The organism is Rhizobacter sp. P5_A1 (assembly GCF_056400745.1).
On sequence record NZ_JBFUKR010000023.1, the window covers coordinates 1 to 16,684 of the forward strand.

Here is a 16,684-nt window from a genome sequence, read left to right on the forward strand (position 1 = left end):
GCCGCGCAGGCGCTGTCGGCGCGCGCGGGCGACGCGCCCGACACCGGCGCCGACCTCGCGCCAGCGCGGCGGGTACGCGGAATGCCGATGCTGGTCGAAAGCCCCCACGCATGCGAATCGCCTTCGTCACAGAAACCTACCCTCCCGAAATCAACGGCGTCGCGCTGACCGTCGGGCGGACGGTCGCGTACCTGCGCGGCCGCGGCCACCAGGTCGACCTGATCCGTCCGGCGCAACCCGGGGAGCAGCCGGGCGAGGCGAAGAACGGCGAGTGGCGCAGCAACGGCTGGCCGATCCCGGTGTACCCGGATCTGCGCTTCGGCGTCGCACGCGCGCTGCCGCTGGCGCGCCGCTTCGCGCAGCGCGATACGCAATTGGTGCATGTCGCGACCGAGGGCCCGCTCGGCTGGGCCGCGGTCAGCGCGGCGCGGCGGCTCGGGCTGGCGACGACCTCGGACTTTCGCACCAACTTCCACCAGTACAGCCGCTACTACGGCGCGGGCTGGCTCGAGCCGGCGATCTGCGGCTACCTGCGCCGCTTTCACAACCGCACCGACCGCAGCTTCGCGCCGACGCTGCAGACGCGGCGCGAGCTGATCCGCGCCGGCTTCGAGCGCGTCGAGCTCGTCGGCCGCGGTGTCGACCTCGAGCGCTTCGCGCCGGCGTGGCGCGACCCCGGCCTGCGCCGCCGCTGGGGCGCCGGCAACGGCCCGGTGCTGTTGCACGTGGGCCGGCTCGCCGCGGAGAAGAACGTCGAACTCGCGCTGCAGGCGTTCCGCAACGCGCAGCGCCTCGAGCCGGGCGCGCGCATGGTGGTGGTCGGCGACGGGCCGCGACGCCGCGTGCTCGAGCGCGCCTTTCCGCAGGTGCATTTCGCCGGCCAGCAGACCGGCGACGCACTCGCCGCGCACTACGCGAGCGCCGACATCTTCCTGTTCCCGAGCCAGTCGGAGACCTTCGGCAACGTCACGCTCGAGGCACTGGCCTCGGGGTTGCCGGTCGTCGCATTCGATCTCGCGGCGGCCGCCGAGCACATCACCGACCGGGTCAACGGGCGCATCGTGCCGCCCGGCAACGACGCGGCCTACGTCGTCGCCGTGTGCCTGATGACGACCCGGCGGAGCGAGCTGGAGGCGCTGCGCGTCGCGGCGCGGCGCAGCGTCGCCGGGCACGACTGGGACAGCGCGCTGCGAGTCTTCGAGGGCCAGTTGATGGAGGCCGCCCGTGACGCCGAACGCACCCGACCGGCTGCCGCCTGCGCTGCATAGATGGGTCGAACGCGATCGATCGCTCGCGCAGGTCATGCACCGGGCGACCGCGCAGGCGTCGGTGCGGCGCTTCCTGATGGCGATCAGCTGGCTCGGCGACGGCATCGCGTGGTACGCGACGATGATCGCGCTGCCGTGGATCGCCGGCCCGACCGGCACTGCGTGCGCGCTGCGCATGCTGCTGCTCGGCGCGGTCGACCTGGCGATCTACCGCATCACGAAGCGGCACTTCGCGCGGCCGCGGCCGTTCGTCGCTTGCCCGGGCGTGCGCGCCTGCGCGCGCTGCCTCGACGAACACAGTTTCCCGAGCGGCCACGCGCTGCACGCGGTGGCCTTCGGCACGCTGCTGTGCGCGTACTACCCGCACCTGGCGTGGGTCGTGTGGCCCTTCGTCGCGCTGATCGCCGCGTCGCGCGTCGTGCTCGGGCTGCACTTCCCGAGCGACGTGGTCGTCGGCGCGGCGCTCGGCTGGTTCATGGCGACGTCGGTGCTGGTGCTGTTCTGAGCCCCCGCGCGACGTCGCGCAACCGGGTCAGCTGCCGCGTCGCCGCCTGGCGGCGCAGCAGGCGCTGCCAGCAATCGCGCACCTGCGGAACGTCGTCGCCCGGGTGCAGCTCGAGGCGCACCACCGGCTGATGGCGCTGCTGCCAGGCCAGCGTCTCGTTCCACACCACCGACATGCGCTGGCGCCACGGCGTCGCGCTGCTGAAGACCTGGCTCTGGCAGGCGAGCGACGGCGTCGGCCCGGCCGGTCGTTCCGGATCGAGCCGATGGATGTGGGTCAGCGTGCAGGTGTACTCGAACGGCTGCCGGCGCAACGCACGCCAGGCCTCGGACCCGAGCAGCCAGGCCGGCGCGACGAAGCCGGCCGGTTCGAGCGCGAGCTCGCGCAGCCACTCGCACCCGGCCTCGAGACGCTGCGTCGCGGTGTCGAAATCCAGGTCCGCGAACTCGCCTTCGCCGCGCGTCAGCACGCGGCGCCGCAGACGGTCGATCAGGCCGCGCGGCCGGCCGCCGTCGACGTGGTCGAAGCCGTGCAGCGCGATCTCGTCGCCGCGCTCGGAGCGCTCGACGAGCCAGCGCTCGAAGGCGCGGCTGCGTGGTGCGCCGTGGTACTGCGGCACGGCCAGCAGCGTGACCGGGAAGCTGCCGGCCTGCGCCAGCGTGTCGAGCAGCCAGCGGCAGGCCGGCCAGGTCGGCGGCGCGACATCGTGGAGCACGACGCACAGCGCGCGCCCGCGATTCATGCATGCACCTTGCGCACGGGGCAGGACTGCAGCAACTTGCGATAGTGCGTCCACAGCGCCGGCAACACCTGTTCCCAATCGTGTGCCAGCGCGCGCCGGCGTGCGGCCTCGCGCAGCGGCTGGGCGTCGCGCTCGAGCACATCGGCAATCGCGTCGGCAAATGCTGCCGGCGTACTCGCGGCGACGCCGTGACCGACCGAGCCATCGACCAGTTCCGCGAGCCCCTCGGCGGCGCGCGCGACGACCGGCAGTCCACAGGCCATCGCCTCGAGCACCGACAAGCCGAAGGTCTCCTGCGTGCCGGCGTGCACGAACAGATCGGCACCGGCGAGCACGGTCGCGAGCGCGCCGGCGTTGCGCAGCGCCGGCAGCACGATGACGCGCTCGCCCTGCGGCGGCGCCGGGCCCGAGCCGACCGCGAGCAGCCAGTGGCGCGGGCCGAGACGGCGTGTCGCTTCGACCAGCGTGCCGAGGTTCTTCTCGGGCGCGAAGCGCCCGGCGTAGACGAGCAGCCGGGCGTCGCCGGGCAGGCCGAGCAATTCGTGCCAGCGCTCGCGGCGGCGCCACGGCGAGAAGATGCGCGTGTCGACGCCGAGCGGCTGCTGCAACGCCGCCGCGACGCCCCAGTCACGCAGGTGCGCGAGCATCGCCTGGCTCGGCGCCAGCACCAGGTCGAACTGGTTGTACAGATGGGCCGCGTAGCGGCGCGCGACACGCTGCGCGGCGCGCGACCAGCGCGGCCCGGCGGCCAGCGCTGCCATCTGCTCGAGGTTCGAATGGCAGAACGCGACGGCCGGGATGCCGAGCGTGCGCGCCGCGTCGAGCGCCGACCAGGCCAGGCGGTACGGGTCGCCGGCCTCGATCAGGTCCGGCTCGGCGCGGCACAGCAGCTGGGCCGCCGCGGCGCGCTGCCACGGCAGCCGGTAGGCGCCGGCGCTGCCGGGCAGCGGCAGCGACGGGACCGCGAGCGCATCGCCGGCGTCGCCGTCCGGCCGCGGCGTCGCCAGCGTGTGGCGCCAGCCGGGGTGGCTGCGGATCCAGTGGCGCTTCGCGACGACGTAGCGGTGCACGCCGCCGCTCGGGTTCCAGAACATCGTCGCGTCGAGCAGGTGCGGCTTCGAGGGCTCGAGCCGACGCGGGTCACGGTATGCGGCGACGCGGTCGCCCGACGCGAGCAGCGTCATGCCACCCGCCGCGCGCGCGCGGCGGCCTCGGCCGGACGGCGGATCGTCGGCCGGCGCGGCAGCACGTGCGAGCGCGGGCCCAACGGTGCGGCGAGGATCGCGTCGGCGGCCGCGAGCAGCCTGCGCACGCGGAAGTCGGGCACGCGGATCGGCGCCCAGCGCCACTGCGTCTCGTGCCCGACATCGGCGAGCACCGAGCCGCAGCCGGCGCGCCAGCCGCTTTCGATCGCGTCGAGCGTGGTGCCGACGAGCCACGAGCGGCCGAGGTCGATGCCGTGATCCTTCGCCGCTTCGTGCAGCAATCCGGGCGACGGTCGGCGGCAGCGGCACGTCGCGTCGCCCGACCCGTGCGGGCAGGCGTAGACGCCGGCGAGGTAGACGTCGGCGGCGGCGAACGCAGCGACGAGCGCGTCGCTCCACGGCGCGAGCGCGGCACCGTCGACCGCCTGCGTCGCGGCGGCCGGGGTCTGCCCGGCGACGATGACCAGGTAGCCGGCATCGATCAGGCGGCACAACGCCGGCACCGCGTCGCTCGCCGAGTGCAGCAAGCCGGTGTGCGGCGTCGCGATGTCGGTGTCGATGAAAACGGCGCGCCGCAGCCGTTCGCTGCCTTCGGGCCGATCCGGGGCGCGTGACAGCCTCATGGTGGCGCGCACAGCCGCTGCGTCATGCCGAGTTCCCCTGTTGCTTTCGCCATCGCGGACCTTGGGGTCGATGAGGCAAGCGGTGTTCCCGAAGCGGCGGTCCGGCGCGCTCAACCCGCGCCGGCCGTGCTCGCTCGCGCGGCCGGCTCGACGGCCGGCGTGGTCAGCGCCAGGTCGAGCGCCGCCACCGCGCCGGCCTGCAGCGGCAACGGCTGCGCGGGCAGCTTGTCGAGCTCGTCCTGCAGCAGCCGGCGCACGGTCTCGGCGATGCGATCCCAGGACGAGCGGTAGACGGTCGCGAGCATCCCCTCGATGCGCCGGTTGCGCTGCGCGCCGCGTTCGGCGAGCGCCTGCGCGCACGCGGCGACGAACTCGGCCGGCGTTGCCGCGATGCGCACCGTGTCGCCGTACAGGCTGAGCACGTCGGGCACCGGCGTGCTGACGATCGGCTTCTCGCCAGCCATGTATTCGAGCGTCTTGGTCGGGTTGACGAAGCGCGTCGCGTCGTTCTGCGCGAACGGCAGCAGGCACAGGTCCCAGCCGGCGAGCAGGTAGGGCAGGCGGTCGTACGGCTGGCGCCCGAGCCAGTGCAGGTTCGGCCGCTGCGGCAGCTGCGCCGGGTCGATCTGCGCGACCGGGCCGGCCATCAGCAGCTGCCAGTCGGGCCGGGCGTCGGCCAGGTGCGCGATCAGCGCGGCGTCGAAGCGCTGGTCGATCACGCCGAAGAAGCCCAGGCGCGGGCGCGCGATCCGGCCCTGCAGACGCTCGGCCTCGGCGGCGTGGAGGCTGTCGGGCGCGAGCTGCCCGGGCGCGAAGTGCGCGGCGTCGGCCGAGCCCGGCAGGCAGTGCACGTGCGGATGCAGGCCGCGCTTGGCCGCATACAGCGCCGGGCCGCCGGTGAACACCAGGTTTGCGATCTTCAGCAGCGCGGTTTCGCGCTGCCGCAGTTGGCGCGGCGCGTTCGGGCGCGCCGCGAGCTCGTCGATGCAGTCGTAGACCACCGCGTGCGGGCGGCGCAATGCCGAGAGCAGCGGCAGTGCCATCGGCGTGTCGAACCATGCGATGCAGTCGCCGATGTCGCGCGCGCGCAGGAACTCGGCGATCAGCGGCTCGAGCACCGGCAACTGGTCGTCGTGAAAGCCGCCCGCCGGCACCGGCGTGTGCGGCACCAGCACGTCGATACCGGGCAGGGGCGCGCTGCATTCGAGCCGCGCCGGGCCGGCGGCGAACACGGGCTCTTCGATGAACAGCACGCGGTAGGCATGGCTCAGGCGCGCCATCAGGTGTTGCGGTCGCCGGTGCACGAAACCCCAGCGCAGGTGGGAAAAGACGATCAGGGAACGCATCGGCGGATTCACCGGCAAGCGGCGTGCCGCGGCGGCGAATCTCAGGCGGTCGCGCCGAGCAGAGGCAGCAGCTGTTCGGGGTTCACCGGCTTGACCAGATGCGCGTCGAAACCTTCGGTCACCGAGCGTTGCAGGTCGCGCGCCTGCCCGTAGCCCGACAACGCGATCAGCCGCCCGCGGTAGCCGCCGGCGCGGCTGCGCCGTGCGACCTCGTAGCCGTCGATGCCCGGCAGCCCGATGTCGACGATCGCGACATCGGGCGCGTCGGCGAGCAGCATCGCCAGGCCTGCGTCGCCGTCGGCCGCGGTGCGCACGCTGTGGCCGGCGAGTTCGAGCATCGAGCGCATGCTGGTCAGCACATCGGGGTTGTCGTCGATCACGCCGATGCGGGCCGGGCAACCCGCAGCGGCGGCGACCGGCGCAGCGAGCGCCGGCAGGCGCACCTCGAACCGGCTGCCGCGTGCCGACGTGCCGGCGCGCACCATGCCGCCGTGCAGCTCGACGAGGCGCTTGACCAGCGCGAGGCCGATGCCCAGGCCGCCGGCCGGGCGGTCGAGGCCGCGTTCGCCTTGCGAGAAGGGTTCGAAGATGCGTGGCAGCAGGTCCGGCTCGATGCCGGGGCCACTGTCCTGCACGCGCAGCAGCGCATCGTCGGCATCGTGCAGCAGCTCGACACGGATCGTGCCGCCGGCCGGCGTGTACTTCATTGCGTTGTCGAGCAGGTGGCCGAGCACCTGGGCGAGGCGCCGTGCATCGCCGCGCACGCGCAGCGCTGCGAATTCGCCGGCGACGAGCTGCTGCTGCCGCTCGGCCGCGCCGGCCTGCGCGCCGGCGACCGCGCTGCGCACGAGCTCGGTGAGATCGAGCGGCTGCAGCGCCAGGCTGACCTCGTCGGCCATCACCTGCCCGACATCGAGCAGCTCGTCGACCATGGCCGCGAGCTTGCGCGTCTGGCGTGCGACGACGGCGCGCGCACTTGCCGCGAGCTCGCTGCCGGGATCGGCGCGGCGCAGCACCTCGACCGCGGTGACGATCGCGTTCAGCGGGTTGCGCAACTCGTGGCCGAGCATCGCGAGCAGCTCGTCCTTCGCGCGGTTCGCGGCCTCGGCCTCGCCGACCTTGCGCGCGAGCCGCGCGGCCGCCTCGCTGCGTTCGCGCTCGGCCAGCGCGAGCGCATCGCGCAGCTGCGCGATCTCGGCGACGTCGATCGGCGTCTCGTCGCCGGCATCGGCAGGGCTGCCAGCCGGGTGCCGGATCAGCCGGCGCAGCGGGCGCGCGACGTGGCGCGCCACCGCCAGCGCCGCGCTGACGCCGAGCAGCAGGCAGCCGGCCGCGGTGCCGAACCCGACCAGCATCGCGCGCTGCTGCACCGCATCGAAGCGCGCCGACGACGCGCCGACCCCGACGCCCCAGCCGCCGTGCTGCAGCCGCTGCCAGGCGGTGTAGCTCGCGCCGCCGTCGAGCAGCGGCGCCTGGTGCACGCCCGATGCGCCGTCGGCCATCGCGGCGATGTCCTGCGCCGCCAGCGCGGTGCCGACCAGGCGCTCCAGCGCCGGCGTGCGCGCGATGATGCGGTGCTGCGCGTCGAACAGGGTCACGAAGCGGTCGGTGTCGAGCGACGCGTCCTGCAGCAGCGCCTGCCAATGGTCGGGGCCGATGCGCGCGGCCAGCAGGTAGCGCGCGCCATCGGAGGTGGCGAGCGGCGTGCCGACCCAGGTGGAGCGTGCCGACGGCTCGCCGTCGAGCCGATTCAGCAGCACCGGCCGGTCGCCGGGCGCGGCGCGCCAGGCCTGCGCGAGTGCGTCGCGCTCGGCCGGGCCGGTCGGTGCCGGGCGGTTGCCGCGACCCTCGACCTCGAAGCGCATCGAGCCATTGGCCGCGAGCAGCGCGACACGCTGCCAGGCCGGCGGCAACGGCCCGCCGGCGCGCAGGCGGCGCTCGATCGCGTCGAGATCGGCGCCTTGCCGGCCCGCCGGCCGCGCCAGCGCCTCGAGCGCATCGACCGTCGCGAGCAATTCGCGATCGATGCCGGCCGAGACGGCCTTCGCGAGGCCGCGCAGGCTGGCGCGCAGCGTCTCGCGTTGGTCGTGCTCGTCGTCGATGATCTGCCAGGCCATCAGCAGCGCCAGTGGCACCGTCGCCGCGAGCATCACCGCGACGAGGTAGGTGCGCAGCGATGCACGCGGCCAGCGACTCCGGATCGCGGCCGGGGCGGGGATCGGCATGGGCGTTTTCGCGAACACGGGGGGCAGTCGTCGGGGCACGGCAGTGCAGGCTCGGTCGAGCGGGCGCGACCGAGCGGGCGCTGTAGCGCAGTAGAGTATCGGATCGGCAAGCCATGTGCCTGCGCAACCGACCGAATGCGAATGCGATGAGTGCTGCTGTGCCATCGACCGGCGCGGAACCTTCCCCCGAGCGCGCGCAAGCGCCACGCACCGACTTTCCGGTCGTCGGCATCGGCGCATCGGCCGGTGCGGTCGCGGCGCTGACACGTCTGTTCGAGGGCATCGGCGCGCAGCCCGACATGGCCTTCGTGATCGTCGTGCACCTGTCGCCCGACCACGAGAGCAACCTGGCCGAGATCATCGGGAAGACCACGCCGATGCCGGTGCAGCAGGTGCAGGAGTCGACGCCGATCGAGCGCAACCGCGTCTACGTGATCTCGCCGAAGCTGCAGCTGCGGATGGAGGACGGTCACCTGCACGTCGCGCCGCTCGATCGCGGCGCCGGGCCGCCGGCGGCGATCGACAAGTTCTTCCGCACCCTGGCCGACGCGCATCGCGAGCGCGCGATCGGCATCGTGCTGACCGGCATGGGTTCGGACGGCGCGCTCGGGCTGCGCCGCATCAAGGAGCACGGCGGCGTCACGCTCGTGCAGGCGTCGGGCGACGCCGAATTCGGTTCGATGCCGGCCAGCGCGAGCGCCGCCGGCGCGGTCGACTTCGAACTGCCGGCGGCCGAGATCGGCCCCAAGCTCGCACAGATCTGGGCCAACGCGCAGCGCATCGAGCTGCCGGCGGCGGACAAGCTCGCGCTGCGCGTCGAGCCGACGCCGACGCCGACGCCGACGCCGGCGGGCGATGCCGAGCAGGCGCTCGCCCACGTGATGGAACTGCTGCGCGAACGCACCGGCCACGACTTCACGCACTACAAGCCCGCGACCGTGCTGCGCCGCCTCGAGCGCCGGCTGCAGGTGACCGGCGTGCCGAACCTGCCCGAGTACAGCCGCTTCCTGCACACACACCCCGACGAGACGCCGGGGCTGCTGCGCGACCTGCTGATCAGCGTCACCAACTTCTTCCGCGACGCCGAGGCCTTCGAGGCGCTCGCCAGCGCGCTCGACACCAGCGTGTTCCCGCCCGACGACGGCGCGAAGCGCGTGCGCGCCTGGGTCGCCGGCTGCGCGACCGGCGAAGAGGCGTTCTCGGTCGCGATGCTGCTGAGCGAGCGCGCCGCGCGGCGCGACCCGGCGCCCGACATCCACGTGTTCGCCTCGGACATCGACGAGCGCGCGATCGCGCTCGCCCGGGCCGGCCTGTACCCCGAGACGATCGCCGCCGATGTCTCGCCGGAACGCCTGCGGCAGTTCTTCCAGCGCGAGCATGCGCACCTGCGGGTGCGCAAGGAGCTGCGCGAGAAGGTCATGTTCGCGACCCACAACCTGCTGCGCGACCCGCCGTTCTCGAACCTCGACCTGGTGTGCTGCCGCAACCTGCTGATCTACCTCGACCGCCCGGTCCAGGCGCAGGTGCTGCAGATCCTGCATTTCGCGCTGCGCCCCGGCGGGCTGCTGTTCCTGGGCGGCGCCGAGTCGACCGACCTCGCCGAGGGCCTGTTCGCGGCAGTCGACAAGAAGCACCGCATCTACCGTGCCGAAGCCGTGCCGCGCGGGCGCCGCCTGGTGCCGCCGATGCCGTGGAACGTGCGGCTGCACCTGCCGATGCCGGCGGCTGCGACGCGGGCCGCCGGCCCGGCCGGCGCGACCGCGACGCTGCACGAGCAATTGCGCGTCGCGCACGTGCCGGCCAGCGTGCTGGTCGACGGCGCCTACAACGTGCTGCACTCGACCGCCGAGACCAGCGCGTTCCTGCGCTTCTCGCCCGGCATGCCGTCGCAGAACCTGCTCGATGTCGTGCGGCCTGAGCTCTCGGTCGAACTGCGCACCGCACTGTTCCGCGCCTGGCAGGAGGGCAAGAGCGTCGAGGCGCGCCGCGTGCGCGTGCGCCTGAACAACCGCAGCCCCTGGATCACGATGACCGTGCGCCCGGTCGAGAACGACGGCACGCGCTACTTGCTGGTGAGTTTCGACGAGGTCCAGCTGACGCTGAGCCCCGCCGGTGCCGGCCGCGGCAAGAAGGACCCGACCGTCGCGATGCTCGAAGAGGAGCTCACCCGCACGCGCGAGGAGCTGCGCGGCAGCCTCGGCGAATCGGCGGCGTCGAACGAGGAGCTGCGCGCCTCGAACGAAGAACTGCAGTCGATCAACGAGGAGCTGCGCTCGACCACCGAAGAGCTCGAGACCAGCAAGGAAGAGCTGCAGTCGGTGAACGAGGAGCTCGTCACCGTCAACCAGGAGCTGAAGGCCAAGGTCGAGGAGGCCAGCCTGGCCAACGACGACCTGCTGAACCTGATCAGCTCGACCGACATCGCGACGATCTTCGTCGACGGGTCGATGCGCATCAAGCGCTTCACGCCGCGCGCGTCGCAGCTGTTCAACCTGATCCAGACCGATGTCGGGCGCTCGCTGCTGCACATCACGCACCGCCTCGACTACCCGCGCCTCGAGGCCGATGCGATCGATGCCTTCGAGACGCTGCGCCCGGTCGAGCGCGAGGTGCACGGCCCCGACGGCACGACCTACCTGGTGCGCGTGCTGCCGTACCGCACGCGCCAGGACATGATCGACGGCGCGGTGCTGACCTTCGTCGACATCAGCGCCGCGCGCCGCACCGAGGAACGCATGCTCGAAGGCGAGGCGAACCTGCGCCTGCTGGTCGAGAGCACGAAAGACTTCGCGATCATCACGCTCGACGGCAACGGCATCGTCACCTCGTGGAACGCGGGCGCGCGGCGCCTGTTCGGCTTCGAGGATCGCGAGATCGTCGGCCAGCCGCTCGATCTGCTCTCGACCGCACAGGACCGCGCCGCCGGCGCCGCGCGGGAAGAGATGCGCACCGCGCGCGAAGAGGGCCGCGCGACCGACGAACGCTGGCACGTGCGCAAGGACGGCGGCTCGTTCTTCTGCAGCGGCATCATGACGCCGATGTTCGAGCGCGGCCGCCTGGTCGGCTACGCGAAGATCGCGCGCGACCTGACCGACAGCAAGCGCGCCGAGATCCAGCTCGGCGCGCTGCTCGTCAAGGAGACCCAGGTGCGTGCCGAGCTGCAGCGCGCGATCGCGATGAAGGACGAATTCCTCGCGGTGATGTCGCACGAGCTGAAGCACCCGCTGAACCTGATCCACGTCAACGCCGAACTCCTGTCGCGGCTGCCCGAGGCGCGCGGCGCGCCGGCCGTCGCGCGCGCCGCCGACGTGATCCGGCGCGCGGTGCTGAGCCAGGCGAAGATCACCGACGACCTGCTCGACCTGTCGCGGCTGCGCACCGGCAAGCTGACGATCAGCGCGGTGCCGGTGCAGTGGTCGGCGGTGGTTGCGCGTGTCGTCGAGGCGGTCGGCGAAGACGCGCGCGCGAAGCGGCTGACCGTCGAGGTCGATGCCGGGCCGTCTGAGCTGTCGGTGCAGGCCGATCCGGTGCGCGTCGAGCAGATCGTCTGGAACCTGATGAGCAATGCGCTGAAGTTCACGCCGGTCGGCGGCCACATCGCGCTGCGCCTGTCGCGCGAGGGCGACGAAGGCCGGCTCGACGTGATCGACGACGGCCAGGGCATCGCGCCCGACTTCATCGACCAGGTCTTCGACATGTTCCGCCAGGCCGACCGCAGCACGACGCGCACGCACGGCGGCATGGGCATCGGGCTGGCGCTGGTGCGCCATCTGGTCGAGGAGCAGGGCGGCCACGTCGCGGTGCGCTCGGACGGCATCGGCAAGGGCTCGGCCTTCAGCATCTGGCTGCCGCTCGCGGGCCTGGCGGGCGCCGAGCAGCGCAGCACGGCCCCGGCCACGGCGTTGCACGGCCTGCGCATCCTCGTCGTCGACGACACCGCCGATGCGCTCGAATCGTTCTCGGCGCTGCTGCGCCTCGAGGGCGCCGACGTGACCGCCGCGGCGAGCGCGCCGGATGCGTTGGCGGCCCTCGACGCCGAGCCCTTCGATGTCGTGCTGTCGGATGTCGCGATGCCCGAAATGGACGGCTACGAGCTGGTCACGCGGCTGCGCGCGCACCGCACCGCCAGCGCCACGCCGGCGATCGCGCTGACCGGCTTCGGCCGCTCGCAGGACGTGCAGCGTGCACTCGATGCCGGCTTCGACGCGCACCTCTCGAAGCCGGTCGCGATCGAGCAGCTGCTCGAGACCCTGCAGTGGCTGCCCGGGCTCCGGCCGGCTCCGCGCGCGCCGACGCAGGGGACGTAGGAATATTCCTGCATTGCGACGCGTCAGTTTGCCGTCTCGCGCGTGGCCATGACACGTGGCGAAACCGTGGCACCGGGTTCACAATCGTTCAGTCCCTCGGCGAGGGTCCGAGGGTGTCTTCCCCAGAGTTGTTGATCGGGGATGCGTTCGCGCATTCCGCCGGAGGGATTCGTGCCCCATGCATTGGTCGTCGATGACGAACAAGACGCTGCCGAGATGATGGCGGCGCTGATCGCAGCCGAGGGTTTCTCGGTCACGACGGCCGGCTCGCTGCAGCAGGCGCGGCGCCGCATGGCGCTGCAGCGGCCCGACATCGTGCTGCTCGATCTGATGCTGCCCGATGGCAATGGTCTCGATCTGGTCGAGCAGACCAAGGAGATGCCCGATGTCGAGGTCGTGCTGATCACCGGTCACGCGAGCGTCGAGAGCTCGGTGCAGGCGCTGCGCATGGGCGCGGCCGACTACCTGACCAAGCCGCTGAACATCAAGCAGCTGCGCGGCGTGCTCTCGCGCCTGCGCCGGCCGTCGACGCTGAACGCCGATGCCGCGGACATGCAGCGCGCGCTGGCCGAAGAAGGTCACTTCGGCCTGCTGTGGGGCCGCGCGGCGCCGATGCGGCGCGTGCATGAGCAGATCCTGCGCGTCTCGGGCACCGGCGTCACGGTGTTCCTGACCGGCGAGAGCGGCACCGGCAAGGAGCTGGTCGCGCGCACCGTGCACGACCTGAGCCGGCGCCGCGGTCGGCCGTTCCTCGGCGTCAACTGCGGCGCGATCTCGCCGACCCTGATCGAGAGCGAGATCTTCGGTCACGAGAAGGGCAGCTTCACCGGCGCCGAGCGCCAGCACCAGGGCTTCTTCGAGCGCGCCAGCGGCGGCACGCTGTTCCTCGACGAGATCACCGAGATGCCGCTCGACCTGCAGGTCAAGCTGCTGCGCGTGCTCGAGACGGGCACGTTCATGCGCGTCGGCTCGGTGCAGGTCCAGGAGGCGGATGTGCGCATCATCGCGGCCTCGAACACCGACCTGACCCAGGCGGTCGCCGCGGGCAAGCTGCGCGAAGACCTGCTGTACCGGCTGAACGTGTTCCCGATCCACCTGCCATCGCTGCGCGAACGGGCCGGCGACATCGAGCTGATCGCGAACCACTTTCTCGACGAGATCGGCCGGCGCGAAGGCCAGGCCAAGCGCTTCTCGCCCGGGGCGCTGGCGCGGCTCGTGGCCTATCGCTGGCCGGGCAACGTGCGCGAGCTGCGCAACATCGTCCATCGCGCCTACGTGATGGCGCCCGACAGCACGATCACCGACGAGTGCCTGCCGAACGCCGACGCGCCGGCGCCGGCCACCAACGGCACGCCGGTGATCACGGTCGAGATCGGCACCTCGCTGGCCGAGATCGAACGCCTCGTGACGATGGCGACGCTGGAGCACTACGGGCGCCACAAGGAGCGCACCGCCGCCGCGCTCGGCGTGAGCCTGAAGACGCTCTACAACCGCCTGAAGGAATACTCGACCGTGCCGGTCTCGGCCGAGCGCGATGCCGGCCCCGCGAACTCGGGGTTCGCCGAGCCGCGCTGAGCCGACTACGCGCCGGCGTGCAGGCGCCGCCGCTCGGCCGGCGCGATCTTCAGACCCTGGCGGTACTTCGTCACCGTGCGTCGCGCGACGGTCAGCCCCTGGCGCGCGAGGCGCCGTGCAATCTCGACATCGGACATCGGCGCATGCGGATCCTCCGCGTCGATCAGCTCCTTGACGACGCTGCGAATCGCGGTGGCTGAGCAGGCACCGCCGCTGGCCATCGGCATCGGGCGCGAGAAGAAGTGCTTCAGCTCGAACAGGCCGCTCGGCGTTGCCATGTATTTGTTGTTCGTGACGCGGCAGACGGTCGACTCGTGCACGCCGACCTCTTCCGCGATGTCGCGCAGCGCGAGCGGTTTCATCGCCAGCGGCCCGTACTCGAAGAACGGATACTGGCGCCGCAGGATCGCCTTCGAGACCGAGAGGATCGTCGAGAAGCGCTGCTCGACATTGCGCAGCGTCCAGCGCGCCTCCTGCAGATGCAGGCCGAGCTGCGCGTGGCCGGCGTCGCGGTGGCGCTGGAACAGTTCGGCATAGCTGCGGTTCAGCCGCAGCTGCGGCACCAGCGCCGCGTTCAACTGCACGACCCACCTGCCGCGCAGCTTGCGGGCGATCACGTCGGGCGTCACGTACTGCGCATCGGAGCGTGCGAAGCGCCAGCCGGGGCGGGGGTCGAGCCTGCGCAGCGCGGCGCAGGCCGCCTCGACCTCGTCGGCCGGCCGGCCGAGCAGGCGCGCGAGACCGGGGATGTCGCGCTGCGCGAGCCGCTCGAGCTGCTCGGTGACGATGCGCCGGCCGACATCGCGCAGGGGCGCATCGAGCCGGTCGATCTGCAGCAGCAGGCATTCGGCGACGCTGCGCGCGCCGATGCCGGGCGGGTCGAACGATTGCACCAGCCGCAGCGCGGTGTTGAGCTCGCAGGCGTCGGGCCGCGGATCGAGATCGGCGACGGTGCCGATGTCCTCGAGCGCCTGGCGCAGGTAGCCGTCGTCGTCGAGCGATTCGATGACCGCACAGAGCAGCGCATGGTCGCGCGCCGAAAGCCGCAGCAGGTTCGCCTGCCCGTGCAGGTGCTGGCGCAAGTCGGCGTCGGCGACCATCAGGTCGAGCGCGCTGCTCTGCGATTCCTTCGCGCCATCGCGCATCGTGCCGGGCGAATGCAGCCAGCTGTCCTGCTCGCGATCCTGTTCCCAGAGCGCTCGGGCGTCGCCATCGCCGTCGCCCACGCCGGCCCCGTCGGCGGCCGCGCCGGACTCGGACTCCGCGGCCTGCGTCGGCGGCGACAGTGCGGCCTCGGGGACCGTCGTCGCGGATGGGGAGGATTCGTCGATCTCGAGGAACGGGTTCTTCTCGATCACCTCGTGAAGCTCCTGCTCGTAGTCGAGCGCGGAGAGCTGCAGCAGGCGCACCGCGTACTGCAGCCGCGGCGTCAGGGTCTGGGTCTGGCGCTGGTCGAAGCGCTGATCGAGCCGGGCTGAGGCAGGGGTCGTCGGCATCATTTTTCGAAGCTCCCGGGCGTCGCCGCATCGCGGCGGAAAAGCAGCGCGATGCAACGACCGTGCCGGGTTTTGGCAGTCGCGCAGGCACGCTGATTGCCCACAGCCGCCGCACTGTTCAGCGAGGCCAACATGTCAGCACCTTTGCGTGATCCCTCACAGGCGCGCTGCCTCACGCCAGCAGTCGAACGCGTGATGGCGTGGCACCGGCAAAAGTCGCCGTTCCCGATGCCGATGCCTGAAGACGAACCGGTTGGGGAGCTTCAGCGCCGAGACGCAGAGGACGTCGAACTGCGCAGCGAAGTGCAGAATTTCCTCGGCGATTCCTCTGCGTCCTCTGCGCCTCCGCGGTGAATCGCGAGGCGCCGATTCAGCGCTGCCGCTGCACGAACGGCAGGCACAGGCGCAAGTGCAGGTCGTCGGACAGCATCAGGACCTCGCCACCGTGCAGCTGAACCGCGCAGGTCAGCAGCGCGGATGCACTGCTGTCTTCCCGGCCGGGCGTGTCGATCATCACGCGCGATTCGGTGCGCGCCGCGCGCAACTCGATCACGCGCGGGCTCGGCTGCGCCGCGGCCGCATCGGCCAGCACCTCGGCGAGTGCCTGCGTCAGCAGCGGGCGGTCGGCGTCGAGCTCGATCGGCTCGGCCGGCAACTGGATCGACAGCGCCGGCAAGCGATCGCGCGGCGACAGGCGCAACGGATCGGTCGCGGCGTCGATCCAGTCGGCGAGCCGGAAGCGCGTCCGGTCGAGCGCACTGGGCCCATCGGCCAGGCGCGCCATCGTCACGAGCCGGGCCCGGAGGCGTTCGGCCGGCAGCGTCGCGAGCTCGTGCGCGAGCGCGGTCTCGAACCGGCCGTGCTGACGCACGGTCAGGCGCAGCGCATGCGTGCGCGTGGCGAGTTCCTCGGACAGCGTGGTGCGCTCGTGCACGTCCATGCAGTGGTGGGCGTAGCCGTCGAAGCTGCCGTCGGCGCGCTGCCGCGGCGTCGCGTGCTCCATCATCCAGCGATAGCCGCCGCCATCGCCGCTGCGCAGGCGAAAGTCGAGCGTGTAGGCGCGGCGCTGGTGCGACATCGCCGCGTGGATCGCGGCGCTGCGCGCCCGGTCGTCGGGGTGCACGTCGGCGAGCCAGCCGTCGCGCAGCAGGCTGTCGAGCGGCCGGCCGGTGTAGCTGAGCCAGGCGTCGTTGAATTCGCGCGCCAGACCGTCGGTGCCGCTGCGGCGCAGCAGTGGTGCGGTGATGGCCGCCGGGGCCATCGCCGCGAGCGTGCCGCTGCCTGCCGCAACGCTGCGCTGAAGCATCTGGAACACCTCCGGAAAATCTTCTGACAAGGAGCAACGCGAATGCGCAATCGCCGTGCCAGCCGCGGGCCGCTGCGCGTCACCAG

12 protein-coding genes are annotated in these 16,684 nt (G+C 72.3%); 4 read left to right on the forward strand and 8 right to left on the reverse strand.

What is annotated here, in order from left to right; all coding sequences use genetic code 11:
* Positions 1-110: 110 nt before the first annotated feature.
* Positions 111-1,268, forward strand: a complete 1,158-nt coding sequence (locus tag AC1DTW_RS21210; protein WP_477983370.1) for a glycosyltransferase family 4 protein — start codon at positions 111-113, stop codon at positions 1,266-1,268.
* Positions 1,225-1,773, forward strand: coding sequence for a phosphatase PAP2 family protein (locus tag AC1DTW_RS21215; RefSeq protein WP_477983371.1), 549 nt, complete (start codon positions 1,225-1,227; stop codon positions 1,771-1,773). Before AC1DTW_RS21210 ends, AC1DTW_RS21215 begins: the two co-directional genes overlap by 44 nt.
* Here the strand turns inward: AC1DTW_RS21215 and AC1DTW_RS21220 are convergent.
* From AC1DTW_RS21220 to AC1DTW_RS21240, 5 genes are all read right to left on the reverse strand, one after another.
* Positions 1,742-2,515 carry a DUF2334 domain-containing protein gene (locus tag AC1DTW_RS21220; RefSeq protein ID WP_477983372.1) on the reverse strand — a complete coding sequence of 258 codons (774 nt, stop codon included), beginning with the start codon at positions 2,513-2,515 and terminating at the stop codon, positions 1,742-1,744. The genes AC1DTW_RS21215 and AC1DTW_RS21220 overlap by 32 nt on opposite strands.
* Entirely contained in the window at positions 2,512-3,699 is a 1,188-nt protein-coding gene (locus tag AC1DTW_RS21225) for a glycosyltransferase (RefSeq protein WP_477983373.1), read from the reverse strand. The genes AC1DTW_RS21220 and AC1DTW_RS21225 overlap by 4 nt, the downstream gene beginning before the upstream one ends.
* Complete coding sequence (locus tag AC1DTW_RS21230) at positions 3,696-4,343, reverse strand: hypothetical protein (protein ID WP_477983374.1); 648 nt, start codon at positions 4,341-4,343, stop codon at positions 3,696-3,698. Before AC1DTW_RS21230 ends, AC1DTW_RS21225 begins: the two co-directional genes overlap by 4 nt.
* A 110-nt stretch (positions 4,344-4,453) precedes the next feature.
* Positions 4,454-5,689 (reverse strand): glycosyltransferase, encoded by a 1,236-nt coding sequence (locus tag AC1DTW_RS21235; protein ID WP_477983375.1) that lies wholly within the window; start codon positions 5,687-5,689, stop codon positions 4,454-4,456.
* Positions 5,690-5,730: 41 nt separating this feature from the next.
* Positions 5,731-7,914: a hybrid sensor histidine kinase/response regulator gene (locus tag AC1DTW_RS21240; RefSeq protein WP_477983376.1), complete on the reverse strand. Its 2,184-nt coding sequence runs from the start codon at positions 7,912-7,914 to the stop codon at positions 5,731-5,733.
* 146 nt (positions 7,915-8,060) lie between these two features.
* Here AC1DTW_RS21240 and AC1DTW_RS21245 point away from each other — a divergent pair, with 146 nt between their 5' ends.
* Both AC1DTW_RS21245 and AC1DTW_RS21250 read left to right on the forward strand, forming a co-directional pair.
* A complete protein-coding gene (locus AC1DTW_RS21245; protein ID WP_477983377.1) occupies positions 8,061-12,221 on the forward strand; it encodes a CheR family methyltransferase in 4,161 nt (1,386 codons plus the stop codon).
* 171 nt (positions 12,222-12,392) lie between these two features.
* Entirely contained in the window at positions 12,393-13,796 is a 1,404-nt protein-coding gene (locus AC1DTW_RS21250; protein ID WP_477983378.1) for a sigma-54-dependent transcriptional regulator, read from the forward strand.
* A gap of 5 nt (positions 13,797-13,801) precedes the next feature.
* Here the strand turns inward: AC1DTW_RS21250 and rpoN are convergent, their stop codons facing one another.
* From rpoN to AC1DTW_RS21265, 3 genes are all read right to left on the reverse strand, one after another.
* Positions 13,802-15,295: an RNA polymerase factor sigma-54 gene (gene rpoN / locus AC1DTW_RS21255; RefSeq protein WP_477983379.1), complete on the reverse strand. Its 1,494-nt coding sequence runs from the start codon at positions 15,293-15,295 to the stop codon at positions 13,802-13,804.
* Positions 15,292-15,426 (reverse strand): hypothetical protein, encoded by a 135-nt coding sequence (locus AC1DTW_RS21260; RefSeq protein ID WP_477983380.1) that lies wholly within the window; start codon positions 15,424-15,426, stop codon positions 15,292-15,294. The genes rpoN and AC1DTW_RS21260 overlap by 4 nt, the downstream gene beginning before the upstream one ends.
* Positions 15,427-15,662: 236 nt before the next feature.
* On the reverse strand, positions 15,663-16,598 hold the full coding sequence (locus AC1DTW_RS21265; RefSeq protein WP_477983442.1) for a PAS domain-containing protein: 936 nt from the start codon (positions 16,596-16,598) through the stop codon (positions 15,663-15,665).
* Between the last annotated feature and the right edge of the window lie 86 nt (positions 16,599-16,684).

Excerpts from the sequence above, each read along its gene's own strand:
- AC1DTW_RS21210 (WP_477983370.1), top strand. The coding sequence starts at position 111 with ATGCGAATCGCCTTCGTCACAGAAACCTACCCTCCCGAAATCAACGGC.
- AC1DTW_RS21220 (WP_477983372.1), bottom strand. The coding sequence starts at position 2,515 with ATGAATCGCGGGCGCGCGCTGTGCGTCGTGCTCCACGATGTCGCGCCG.
- AC1DTW_RS21225 (WP_477983373.1), bottom strand. The coding sequence starts at position 3,699 with ATGACGCTGCTCGCGTCGGGCGACCGCGTCGCCGCATACCGTGACCCG.
- AC1DTW_RS21230 (WP_477983374.1), bottom strand. The coding sequence starts at position 4,343 with ATGAGGCTGTCACGCGCCCCGGATCGGCCCGAAGGCAGCGAACGGCTG.
- AC1DTW_RS21235 (WP_477983375.1), bottom strand. The coding sequence starts at position 5,689 with ATGCGTTCCCTGATCGTCTTTTCCCACCTGCGCTGGGGTTTCGTGCAC.
- AC1DTW_RS21240 (WP_477983376.1), bottom strand. The coding sequence starts at position 7,914 with ATGCCGATCCCCGCCCCGGCCGCGATCCGGAGTCGCTGGCCGCGTGCA.
- AC1DTW_RS21245 (WP_477983377.1), top strand. The coding sequence starts at position 8,061 with ATGAGTGCTGCTGTGCCATCGACCGGCGCGGAACCTTCCCCCGAGCGC.
- rpoN (WP_477983379.1), bottom strand. The coding sequence starts at position 15,295 with ATGATGCCGACGACCCCTGCCTCAGCCCGGCTCGATCAGCGCTTCGAC.
- AC1DTW_RS21260 (WP_477983380.1), bottom strand. The coding sequence starts at position 15,426 with ATGTTGGCCTCGCTGAACAGTGCGGCGGCTGTGGGCAATCAGCGTGCC.
- AC1DTW_RS21265 (WP_477983442.1), bottom strand. The coding sequence starts at position 16,598 with ATGCTTCAGCGCAGCGTTGCGGCAGGCAGCGGCACGCTCGCGGCGATG.